This is a genomic window from Streptomyces sp. NPDC001348 (assembly GCF_053597535.1).
This window is the reverse complement of sequence record NZ_JBSFIK010000031.1, coordinates 102855-115571: the sequence shown is the minus strand read 5'-3', so window position 1 is coordinate 115571 and position 12717 is coordinate 102855. Positions and strand designations below refer to the sequence as shown.

The 12717-nt window shown below is 73.1% G+C and carries 2 protein-coding genes; both read right to left on the bottom strand.

The window, feature by feature from the left end:
• Positions 1-12398: SDR family NAD(P)-dependent oxidoreductase (locus tag ACWC21_RS28390; protein ID WP_450885765.1), on the bottom strand; the 12398-nt coding region annotated here is incomplete at its 3' end.
• A 65-nt stretch (positions 12399-12463) separates the two neighbouring features.
• Entirely contained in the window at positions 12464-12715 is a 252-nt protein-coding gene (locus ACWC21_RS28385; RefSeq protein ID WP_450885763.1) for a phosphopantetheine-binding protein, read from the bottom strand.
• Between the last annotated feature and the right edge of the window lie 2 nt (positions 12716-12717).

Sequence of the window (12717 nt, the reverse complement as noted above, 5' to 3'; positions counted from 1 at the left end):
AGGAAGGTGCCGACGCCCTGGGCGTCGAGGGTGGTGACGGCGTCGGCGAAGCGGACGGCTTCGCGGACGTGCCGGACCCAGTACGACGGCCGGGAGAGTTCCTCGTAGGAGGCGGCCGCGCCCGTCAGCGTGGAGACGATCGGGTATTTCGGCGGGGCGTAGGTGAGTTGGGCGGCGACCTGCTCGAACTCGGCGAGCATCGGCTCCATCAGCGGCGAGTGGAAGGCATGGCTGACGGTCAGCTTCTTCGCCTTGCGCCCCGCCGCCGAGAAGTGCGCGACCACCTCGTCCACGCCCGCCTCCGGACCGGAGACGACGATCGCGGACGGGCCGTTCACGGCAGCGATCCCCGTGCCCTCGGGCAGAACCGGCAGAACCTCGTCCTCGGTGGCCTGGACGGCGGCCATCGCGCCGCCAGCCGGGAGCTGCTGCATCAACCGTCCACGGGCGGCCACCAGCTTCGCCGCGTCCTCCAGCGACCACAGTCCAGCCACGTGCGCGGCGGCCAGCTCACCGATCGAATGCCCGGCCAGCACATCCGGCCGCACACCCCACGCCTCCAACAGCCGGAACAGGGCCACTTCCAGCGCGAACAGCGCCGGCTGCGTGTAACCGGTGTCGTCCAGCCCCTCCCCACCGAACATGACCTCCTTCAGGGGCCGTTCGAGATGCGTGTCCATCGCCGCGCACACCTCGTCCAGCGCGGAAGCGAACACCGGGAAGGCGTCGTACAACTCCCGGCCCATACCCGCCCGCTGACTCCCCTGCCCCGTGAACAGGAACGCCAGCGACCCCGTCGTACCGAACGGCGTCACCGCGCCACCGGCGATGGCCTCCAGTCCGTCCAGCAGGCCTGCCCGGTCGCCCGCCACTGCGGCCGCCCGGTAGGCGAACGAAGCCCGGCGGGCGGTGAGCGAGGCCGCGATGTTCGTGGAGTCCAGCTCGGGGTGTTCCATGGCGAAGTCGAGCAGGCGGGCGGCCTGGGCGCGGACTGCCTCCGCCGTCTTGCCGGAGACGATCCATGGCAGGACCGGGAGCCGCCGGGCCGAGGAGTCCGGCTCGGCAGTGTCTTCCGCGGGCGGCTCCTCGATGATGACGTGGGCGTTGGTGCCGCTGATGCCGAAGGAGGAGACGCCCGCGCGTCTGGTCCGCTTCCCCACCCGCCACGGGCGGGGCTCGGTCAGCAGCTCGACCGCGCCCTCCGACCAGTCCACGTGCGAGGACGGGGTGTCGACGTGCAGAGTGCGCGGCAGTTCCTCGTTGCGCAGGGCGAGGACCATCTTGATGATCCCGGCCACGCCCGCGGCGGCCTGGGTGTGGCCGAGGTTGGACTTGACCGACCCCAGCCACAGCGGCGAATCCGGAGAACGGTCCTGCCCATAGGTGGCCAGCAGCGCCTGTGCCTCGATCGGGTCGCCCAGCTTGGTGCCGGTGCCGTGGGCCTCCACCGCGTCCACCTGCTGCGGGGTCAGCCGTGCGGCGGCCAGGGCCTGACGGATGACGCGCTGCTGGGAGGGGCCGTTGGGGGCGGTCAAGCCGTTGCTGGCGCCGTCCTGGTTGATGGCCGAGCCCCGGACCACCGCGAGCACCCGGTGGCCGTTGCGGCGGGCGTCGGAGAGTTTCTCGAGGACGAGCATGCCGACGCCCTCGCCCCAGCCTGTGCCGTCGGCGGCCTCGGCGAACGGCTTGCAGCGCCCGTCGGGGGCCAGCCCCCGCTGCCGGCTGAAGCCGACGAACGTCTCCGGGGTCGCCATCACCGTCACACCACCGGCAAGGGCCAGCGTGCACTCTCCGCCGCGCAGCGCCTGCGCGGCCATGTGGACGGTGACCAGGGAGGACGAGCAGGCCGTGTCGACGGTGACCGCCGGCCCCTCGAGACCGAGGACGTAGGCGACGCGGCCCGAGGCGACGCTGCCGGAGCTGCCGGTGCCGAGGTAACCCTCCAGGTCGGCCGGGTAGCCGCTCAGCCTGATGCCGTAGTCGTTGTACATGACGCCGGCGAAGACGCCGGTGGCGCTGCCACGCACGGTGGCGGGGTCGATCCCGGCCCGCTCGAACGCCTCCCAGGACGTCTCCAGCAGCAGCCGGTGCTGCGGGTCGGTCGCGAGGGCCTCGCGCGGGCTGATCCCGAAGAAGGCCGGGTCGAACTCGGCCGCCTGGGTGAGGAATCCGCCGTGGCGGGCGTACGTCTTGCCGACGGCTTCGGGGTCGGGGTCGTACAGGCCCGCGACGTCCCAGCCGCGGTCCGTGGGCAGCGGGCTGATGGCGTCACCGCCCGCGGCGAGCAACTGCCACAGCTCTTCTGGTGAGTTGACGCCTCCGGGGTAGCGGCAGGCCATGCCGACGATCGCGATCGGCTCGTCGGCGGCGGCCGTCACGGCGACGGCCGTGCCGTGAGCCGGGGCGGTGCCCGTCTCGGGGCCGACCAGTTCGGTCAGCAGGTAGTCGGCGACCGCACCCGGACTCGGGTAGTCGAAGACCAGTGTCGCGGGCAGTCGTACGCCGGTGTCGGCGGCGAGGGCGTTGCGGAACTCGACGGCGGTGAGCGAGTCGAAGCCCAGCTCGGTGAAGGCCGCGTCGGTGGACACGGCGTGCGCCCCGGAGAAGCCGAGCACGGCTGCCGCGTGCTCGCGGGCCAGGTCGAGCAGCAGCTCACGGCGGGCGGCGGTGTCGGGCAGGGCCGTCAGCCGGTCCTGGAGGGTGTTGCCGGACGGCCGCCCGGCGTCCGCGGCGAGTGACGCCCGTGCGGTACGGCGGGTCCGGGGCCGGACCAGGTCGCGCAGGAGGGCCGGGGTGCTCTCCGTGTCCCACGCGGCCAGGTCCAGCTTCACGGGTACGAGGTGCGGGTGGTTCTGTGCCGCGGCCAGGGCAGCGTCGAAGAGGGCCGTGCCCTCCTCCGCCCCGATGGCTCCGACTCCGGCACGTGCCATGCGCTCGAGGTCGGTGGCGGTGAGCCCGGCGCCCATGCCGCCGGCGTCGGGTGCCCACAGGCCCCAGCCGAGCGAGACCCCGGGCAGGCCCTGGGCCTGCCGCTGGGCGGCGAGGGCGTCCAGGTAGGCGTTGGCGGCGGCGTAGTTGGCCTGGCCGATGCCGTCGAAGCAGCCGGCGGCGGAGGAGAACAGGACGAAGGCGTCGATGTTCCGGCCGGTGGTCAGTTCGTGCAGGTGCCGGGCGGCCCCGGCCTTCGGCGCCCAGACGGCGTCCAGTCGCTCCGGGGTGAGGTGTTCGACGGTCGTGTCGTCGAGGACGCCCGCGGTGTGCACGACCGCGGTGATGTCCGGGTGGGCGTCCAGAAGCTCCGCGACGGCCTCCCGCTCGGAGACGTCACAGACCTCGATCGTCACCTCGGCCCCCGACGCACGCAAGTCCGCGGCGAGTTCGGCGGCTCCCGGCGCGTCCGTGCCGCGTCGGCTGGTGAGCAGCAGACTCCGCACACCATGGCCGGTGACCAGGTGGCGTGCGACGAGGGCGCCGAGCCCGCCGGTGCCGCCGGTGACGAGGGTGGTTCCGGTGCCGGGCCAGGCGGCTTCGGCGGCGGTCGCCTCCCGGGTCAGGCGAGGCGCCTGGAACCGGCCTTCGGAGTAGGCGAGTTCGGGCTCGTCCGCAGGGATGCGTCCGGGCAGTTCTCCGGTGGTGTCGAGGAGCACGATCCGGTCCGGGTGTTCTGCCTGCGCGGCCCGGGCCAGTCCGCGTACGGCGGCCTGTTCGGGGTCGGTGAGTGCGTCCCGGGTGATGACCAGCACAGGCTCCGCACCCGCCAGCTCGGCCTGGAGCCGTGGCAGCAGGGCGGCCGCGGTGTCGGCCCGGAGGACCGTGTACGCGTCGGTGGCCTCGGTCGCCCGTGCAGCGACCGGCGTCCACTCCACCCGGTACAGGTCACGAACAGCGCCGCTGTCCGCGACCGCCAGGGGACGCAGCAGCAGCGTGCCCACGGTGGCGACCGGGGTACCGGCGGGGTCGGCCAGTTCCAGTCGCTGACCGGCCCCTTCCCTGGTGATCCGCACGCGCAGAGCCGAGGCGCCGGAGGCGTGCAGGGTGACGTCCGACCACGAGAAGGGCAGCTCCGCCTGTGCGGCGTCGGCGGACGGCCACAGTCCGATGGCGTGCAGTGAGGCGTCGAGCAGGGCGGGGTGGATGCCGAAGCCCTCGGTGTCGGTGCCCTCGGGCAGGGTGACCTCGGCGTACACCGAGCTGCCGTCCGTGGCACGCCAGGCGGCGGTGACGCCCTGGAACAGCGGGCCGTACTCCAGCCCGGCCGCGGCCAGTTCCTCGTACAGGTGCACGGTGTCCACCGGCTCCGCACCCGCCGGAGGCCAGACACCGCCCAGGCCTGCGGCCGGCTCGACGGCCTCGGCGGCCAGCACACCCTCGGCGTGCAGCGTCCAGCCCTCCTCACCCTCCGGTCGGGAGTGCACGGTGAGCGCGGGCTCCTCGCCCTCGCCCACACGGACACGGAGAGACACGGCGCTCTCGGCGGGTACGACGAGGGGGGCGTGGAGGGTCAGATCACGGACGGTCCCGCGGCCGACCTGGTCACCGGCCCGCACCGCGATCTCGACGAGCGCGGCACCGGGCACGACGACCGTGCCGTTCACCGCGTGCTCGGCCAGCCACGGCTGCGTGGCCGACGAAAGCCGACCGGTGAACAACACCTCTTCGGTAGCGGGCAGTTCGACCATCGCGCCGAGCAGCGGGTGCCCCGCCGCGGCGACTCCGGCGCCCTGCACGTCACCCACGTTGCCCGAGGACGGCGTGGGCCAGTAGCTCTCGTGCTGGAAGGCGTAGGTGGGCAGGTCGGCGGCCTGCCGGCCGGGGCCGAAGTAGGCGGCCCAGTCGACGGACGGCACCCGGGTGAGGGCCTCGACGAGTGCCTGGGGCTCGGTGCGGTCCCGGCGGAGCGTTGCGACGAGCGTGGCCTCCGTGCCGGTGTCGGCCGCCATCGCGGTGAGCACGGCGTCGGGGCCGAGCTCCAGGAGGGTGCCGACGCCCTGGGCGCCGAGGGTGGTGACGGCGTCGGCGAAGCGGACGGCTTCGCGGACGTGCCGGACCCAGTAGGCCGGGTCGGCCAGCTCCTCGTAGGAGACCGAGTCACCGGTGAGCGTCGACACGATCGGCAGCGTGGGCTCGTCGTAGGTGAGTTGGGTGGCGATCTGCTCGAACTCGGCGAGCATCGGCTCCATCAGCGGGGAGTGGAAAGCGTGGCTGACGGCCAGCTTCTTCGTCTTGCGTCCGGCCGCCGAGAAGTGCGCGACGACCTCGTCCACGCCCGTTTGCGGACCGGACACGACCACGGACACCGGCCCGTTCACGGCGGCGATCCCGGTGCCCTCCGGCAGCACCGCACGCACATCCGCCTCAGTTGCCTGCACGGCGGCCATCGCGCCGCCCGCCGGGAGCTGCTGCATCAGCCGGCCACGAGCAGCCACCAGCCTGGCGGCGTCCTCAAGCGACCACAGCCCCGCCACATGCGCGGCGGCCAGCTCACCGATCGAATGCCCGGCCAGCACATCCGGCCGTACACCCCACGCCTCCAACAGCCGGAACAGGGCGACTTCCAGCGCGAACAGGGCCGGTTGGGTGTAACCCGTCTCGTCCAGCCCTTCCCCGCTGAACATGACGTCCTTCAGCGGACGTTCGAGATACGTGTCCAGCGCGGCGCACACCTCGTCCAGCGCGGAAGCGAACACCGGGAACGTGTCGTACAGCTCCCGCCCCATCCCCGCCCGCTGACTTCCCTGCCCCGTGAACAGGAACGCCGGCGAACCCCCGGCCACCGACGGCACGACAGAACCGCTCGCCACCGCTTCCAGCCCCGCCAGCAACCCCTCACGGTCACCGGCCACCACACCCGCCCGGTACGCGAACGACGACCGCTGAGTCGTCAACGAGTAGGCGATGCCGACCGGGTCGGCCCCCGCTCCGTCGCCGAGGAAGCGCAGGAGACGTACCGCCTGCTCGCGCGCGGCTGCGGCGGTTCTGCCGGAGACGACCCACGGCACCACCGGAAGGGCGGCCGGCTCCACGGCCTCCGTCGGCTGCTCGGCCGGTGCCTCCTCGATGATGACGTGGGCGTTGGTGCCGCTGATGCCGAAGGAGGAGACGCCTGCGCGCCGTGTCCGCTCCCCCGCCTGCCACGGCCGGGCTTCGGTGAGCAGTTCCACCGCACCCGCAGACCAGTCCACGTGCGAGGAGGGGGTGTCGACGTGCAGGGTGCGCGGCAGTTCCTCCTCGCGCAGGGCGAGGACCATCTTGATGATCCCGGCGACACCCGCGGCGGCCTGGGTGTGGCCGAGGTTCGACTTGATCGACCCCAGCCACAGTGGGGCATCCTCCGAGCGGTCCTGCCCATACGTCGCCAGCAGCGCCTGCGCCTCGATCGGGTCGCCCAGCTTGGTGCCGGTGCCGTGGGCCTCCACCGCGTCCACATCGGTGGACGAGAGTCCGGCCGCCGCGAGGGCCTGCTTGATGACGCGCTGTTGAGCGGGACCGTTGGGGGCGGTGAGACCGTTGCTCGCGCCGTCCTGGTTGACCGCCGAGCCCCGCACCACCGCCAGCACCCGGTGCCCGTTGCGCCGCGCGTCCGACAACCGCTCCAGCACCAGGACACCGACACCCTCACCCCAACCGGTGCCGTCCGCCGCCTGCGCGAACGGCTTGCACCGCCCGTCCGCCGCCAGACCCCGCTGCCGGCTGAAGTCCACGAACGTGTCCGGCGTCGACATCACCGTCACACCACCCGCCAACGCCAGCGAGCACTCACCGCCCCGCAGCGCCTGCGCCGCCAGATGCACGGCGACCAGCGACGACGAGCACGCCGTGTCCACCGTCACCGCCGGACCCTCAAGCCCCAGCGCGTACGACACCCGCCCGGAGGCGATGCTGCCGCCGACGCCCATGAAGCCCTCGGTGTCGTGGTGGGCGGAGCGTTCCAGGACGGTGGCGTAGTCGTGATACATGACACCGGTGAAGACGCCGGTGGCGCTGCCGCGCACGGCGGCCGGGTCGATCCCGGCCCGCTCGAACGCCTCCCAGGACGTCTCCAGCAGCAGCCGGTGCTGTGGGTCCATGGCCAGCGCCTCGCGCGGGCTGATCCCGAAGAAGCCGGGGTCGAACTCGGCGGCCTCGGCGAGGAACCCGCCGTACCGCGTGTAGGTCTTGCCGACGGCCTCCGGGTCGGGGTCGTACGACTCCTGCCACAGCGGCCCCCGGTCGGACGGGAACTCGGAGACGGCGTCACCGCCCGCCGCCAGCAGTGCCCACAGCTCCTCCGGCGAGCTCACCCCGCCGGGATACCGGCACGCCATGCCCACGATGACAATGGGGTCGGCAGCGGTGGCCGACGCCGCACCGGCCGGCACCGACGCCGCGTTGGACTCGCCCTCCTCTCCGAGGAGTTCGGCGGCGAGGAAGTCCGCGACCGCGCTCGGCGTCGGATGGTCGAAGACGAGGGTCGCGGGCAGCCGGAGGCCTGCTTCGGTGCCGAGCCCGTTGCGGAACTCGACCGCCGTCAGGGAGTCGAAACCGAACTCCTTGAACGGCTTCCCGGGTGCGACCTCGCCCACCCCGCCGAAGCCGAGGACGGCCGCGACATGCCGGCGTACGAGATCGAGCAGGACGCGGGTGCGTTCGGCGGCCGGAAGGCGCTCCAGGCGGGCGGCCAGGTCTCCGGCCGGGGCCGGTCCGCCGGCCGCGACGGTCCTGCGCACGGCGGAGGGGCGGACGAGCCCGTGCAGCATGCGGGGCAGTTCCCCGCGCCTGGCACGCTGCTCAAGGGCCCGTGTGTCCATGGCGACGGGAAGCAGGTGGGCGTGCGGGGAGCCGGCGAGGGCCGCGTCAAGGAGCGCCAGGCCCCGCTCGGCGTCGAGCGGCAGGACGCCGACCCGGGCCATGCGGTCGATGTCGGTCGCGGTGAGCCCGGCGCCCATGCCGCCGACCTCCGGGTCCCACAGGCCCCAGGCGAGCGAGACCCCGGGCAGGCCTTGTGCCTGCCGCTGGGCGGCGAGGGCGTCCAGGTAGGCGTTGGCGGCGGCGTAGTTGGCCTGGCCGGTGCCGTCGAAGGTGGCGGCGGTCGAGGAGTAGAGCACGAACGCGTCGAGGTCGCGGTCGGCGGTCAGCTCGTGCAGATGCCGGGCGGCCGCCGCCTTCGGCGCCCACACCGACTCCAGGCGCTGCGGGCTCAGGTGCTCGACGGTCGCGTCGTCGACCACGCCCGCGGTGTGCACGACCGCCGTGATGTCCGTGTGAGAAGTGAACAGCCGCGCCAGCGCCTCCCGGTCGGAGACGTCACAAGCCTCGATCGTCACGTCCGCGCCCGACGCGCGCAGTTCTTCGGCGAGTTCCATGGCTCCCGGCGCGTCCGTGCCGCGCCGGCTGGTGAGCAGCAGACTGCGCACACCATGGGCGGCGACGAGGTGGCGCGCGGTCAGCGCACCGAGTCCACCCGTGCCGCCGGTCACGAGAACCGTGCCGGACGTGGACCAGGAATCGTCCGCCGACACCGCGTCTCGGACCAGGCGCGGGGCGCGGAACTCGCCGTCCATGAAGCGGAGTTCCGGCTCCGTGGCGGGCAGGCGCTCGGGGACGTCCTGGTCGGAGTCGAGCAGGACGATCCGGTCGGGGTGCTCGGCCTGAGCCGCCCGGACGAGCCCGCGTACGGCGGACTGCTCGGGTTCGGTGGCCGCACCACGGGTGATCACGAGCAGGTTGCCCTCGCCCTCCAGGTGGGCCTGGAGCCGTGGCAGCAGATCGGCGGCGGTGGCCGTCAGGAGGACGGTGTACGAGGCCGTGGGCTCGGTCGCTTCCGACGCGACCGGGACCCAGTCGATCCGGTACAGGTCACGGACTCCTCCGGTCTCCGCCACGGCCGGTACCGCGGCGCGCAGGGCCAGCGTGCCGACGGTCGCCACCGGGGAGCCGGCCGGGTCGGCGAGGTCGAGCCGGTGGCCCGAGCCCACGCCCGCGATCCGCACCCGCAGCACCGAGGCGCCTGAGGCGTGCAGGGTGACGTCCGACCACGAGAAGGGCAGTTGGGCCGCGGAACCTTCCTCCTGCGCCAGGGTGATGGCGTGCAGGGAGGCGTCGAGCAGGGCGGGGTGGATGCCGAAGCCCTCGGTGTCGGTGCCCTCGGGCAGGGCGACCTCGGCGTACACCGAGCTGCCGTCCGTGGCACGCCAGGCGGCGGTGACGCCCTGGAACAGCGGGCCGTACTCCAGCCCGGCCGCGGCCAGTTCCTCGTACAGATTCGCGATGTCCACCGGTTCCGCACCCGCCGGCGGCCAGACGGCACCGAAGTCGGCGGGCGCCACCGCCTCGGCCGCCAGCACACCCTCGGCGTGCAACGTCCAGCCCTCCTCGCCCTCCGGGCGGGAGTGCACGGTGAGCGCCGGCTCCTCACCCTCGCCGACGCACACCCGCAGGTCCACGGCGCGGTCGGTGGGCAGGACGAGCGGGGCGTGCAGCGTCAGATCACGGACGGTCGCGCACCCGACCTGGTCACCGGCCCGCAGCGCGATCTCCACCAGGGCCGCGCCCGGAAGCACGACAGTCCCGTGCACCGAGTGCTCGGGCAGCCACGACTGGACCGCCGGGGACAGCCGGCCGGTGAACAACACCCCGCCCGAGTCCGGCAGTTCCACCGCCGCGCTCAGCAGCGCGTGCTCGGCGTCCGTCTGCCCGGCACCGACGACATCGCTGCGCACCGCGCCCGCGTAGGCGTCCAGCCAGTACGGCTGGTGCTGGAAGGCGTAGGTGGGCAGGTCGGCGGCCTGCCGCCCGGGGCCGAAGTAGGCGGTCCAGTCGACGGAGGGCACCCGGGTGAGGGCCTCGACGAGTGCCTGGGGCTCGGTGCGGTCCCGGCGCAGCGTTGCGACGAGCGTGGCCTCCGTGCCGGTGTCGGCCGCCATCGCGGTGAGCACGGCGCCCGGGCCCAGCTCCAGGAACGTACCGACGCCCCGCCCGTCCAGCGCGGTGACGGCGTCGGCGAAGCGGACGGCCTCGCGGACGTGCCGGACCCAGTACGACGGCCGGGAGAGCTCGTCGTACGACACCGCCGCGCCCGTCAGTGTCGACACGATCGGCAATGCGGGCTCTGCATAGTTCAGTTGGGCGGCGACCTGCTCGAACTCGGCGAGCATCGGCTCCATCAGCGGGGAGTGGAAAGCGTGGCTGACGGCCAGCTTCTTCGTCTTGCGTCCGGCCGCCGAGAAGTGCGCGACGACCTCGTCCACGCCCGCCTCCGGACCGGACACGACCACGGACACCGGCCCGTTCACCGCAGCGATCCCCGTACCCACCGGCAGCACCGCACGCACATCCGCCTCAGTTGCCTGCACGGCGGCCATCGCGCCGCCCGCCGGGAGCTGCTGCATCAGCCGGCCACGAGCAGCCACCAGCCTGGCGGCGTCCTCAAGCGACCACAGCCCGGCGACATGCGCGGCGGCCAGCTCACCGATCGAATGCCCGGCCAGCACATCCGGCCGTACACCCCAGGCTTCGAGCAGCCGGAACAGGGCCACTTCCAGGGCGAAGAGTGCGGGCTGCGTGTAACCCGTCTCGTCCAGCCCCTGCCCACCGAACATCACATCCCGCAGAGGCCGTTCGAGATGCGTGTCCATCGCCGCGCACACCTCGTCCAGCGCGGAAGCGAACACCGGGAAGGCGTCGTACAGCTCCCGCCCCATCCCCGCCCGCTGACTCCCCTGCCCCGTGAACAGGAACGCCAGCGAACCCCCGGCCACCGACGGCACCACGGAACCGCTCGCCACCGCCTCCAGCCCGGCCAGCAGCCCCTCACGGTCACCGGCCACCACACCCGCCCGGTACGCGAACGACGACCGCCGGGTTACCAGCGAGGCGCCCACGTCCGCCAGGTCGAGTTCCGGGTGGGCCGCCGCGTGCCCGAGCAGCCGTGCCGCCTGTCCGCGTACCGCCTCGGTGGACTTGCCGGAGACGATCCACGGCACCACCGGCGGCCCCACCGGAGCGGCGGCTTCCTCAGACTCCCCGGCCGGCGCCTCCTCCACGATCACATGGGCGTTCGTCCCGCTGATCCCGAAGGACGAGACACCCGCTCGCCGCACCCGATCCCCGCTCCTCCACGGACGGGCCTCGGTCAGCAGTTCCACCGCACCCGCCGACCAGTCCACGTGCGAGGACGGGGCGTCCACGTGCAGGGTGCGCGGCAGTTCCTCCTCGCGCAGGGCGAGGACCATCTTGATGATCCCGGCGACACCCGCGGCGGCCTGGGTGTGCCCCAGGTTCGACTTCACCGACCCCAGCCACAGCGGGGCGTCCTCCGAGCGGTCCTGCCCATACGTCGCCAGCAGCGCCTGCGCCTCGATCGGGTCCCCGAGCCTGGTGCCGGTGCCGTGGGCCTCCACGGCGTCGATCTGCTGGGCGGTGAGGCGGGCGGAGGCGAGCGCCTGCCGGATGACGCGCTGCTGGGAGGGTCCGTTGGGCGCGGTCAGCTGGCTGCTCGCGCCGTCCTGGTTGACCGCCGAGCCCCGCACGACCGCCAGCACCCGGTGCCCGTTGCGCCGGGCGTCCGACAACCGCTCCAGCACCAGGACACCGACACCCTCACCCCAACCGGTGCCGTCCGCCGCCTGCGCGAACGGCTTGCACCGCCCGTCCACCGCCAGACCCCGCTGCCGGCTGAAGTCCACGAACGTGTCCGGCGTCGACATCACCGTCACACCACCCGCCAACGCCAGCGAGCACTCACCACCCCGCAGCGCCTGCGCCGCCAGATGCACCGCCACCAGCGACGACGAGCACGCCGTGTCCACCGTCACCGCCGGACCCTCCAGACCCAGCGCATACGACACCCGCCCGGAGACGACGCTCGCGGCGCTGCCGTTGCCGAGGAAGGCGGAGATGTCCTGGGGGACGTGCTGGAGGTGGGCGCCGTAGTCGTGGTACATGACGCCGGCGAAGACCCCGGTCGCGCTACCCCGAAGGGTGGCCGGGTCGATGCCGGCCCGCTCGAACGCCTCCCAGGACGTCTCCAGCAGCAGTCGCTGCTGCGGGTCCGTGGCCAGGGCCTCGCGGGGGCTGATGCCGAAGAAGTCCGCGTCGAAGTCGGCGGCTCCGTCGAGGAAGCCGCCCTCGACGGAGTACGTCTTGCCGGGGGCGTCCGGGTCCGGGTCGTAGAGGCCGGCGACGTCCCAGCCGCGGTCCGTGGGGAAGGGGGTGATGGCGTCGCCGCCGGCGGCGAGCAGGCTCCACAGGTCCTCCGGGGAGGTCACCCCGCCGGGGTAGCGGCACGCCATGCCGACGATGGCGATGGGCTCGTGGCTCTTCTCCTCCTCCTCGCGCAACCTCCTGCGGGTGTCGCGCAGTTCGGTCGTGGCCCTCTTGAGGTAGTCGAGGAGCTTCTGTTCGTTCGACTCATTCGACATTCGGTTCGTCCACCTGTGGGAGAGGAGCGGGAGGGAGGGAGGAGGAGTGGGGGGCGAGTGGGCCGTCAGCTCACGGCCGCGGTGCGCAGACCGGCGAGGGTGCGCCAGAGCGCGCCGGGGGTGCTGAACGTCTCCATGGCGAGAGCGTCGTCGGTGAACTTGACCTCGTACGCGTTCTCGAGCTCGATGAGGAGGTCGACGATGCCGAGGGAGTCGAGGCCGGCGTCCCTCAGGTCGAGGTTCTCGGTGAAGGGGGCGTCCTCGGGGAGGAAGCCGAGGTGCGGGCGGACGATGTCCTCGAACTGGTCGTCCCACATGG

Coding starts and splice junctions, on each gene's coding strand:
- ACWC21_RS28385 (WP_450885763.1), bottom strand. CDS start 12,715: ATGTGGGACGACCAGTTCGAGGACATCGTCCGCCCGCACCTCGGCTTC.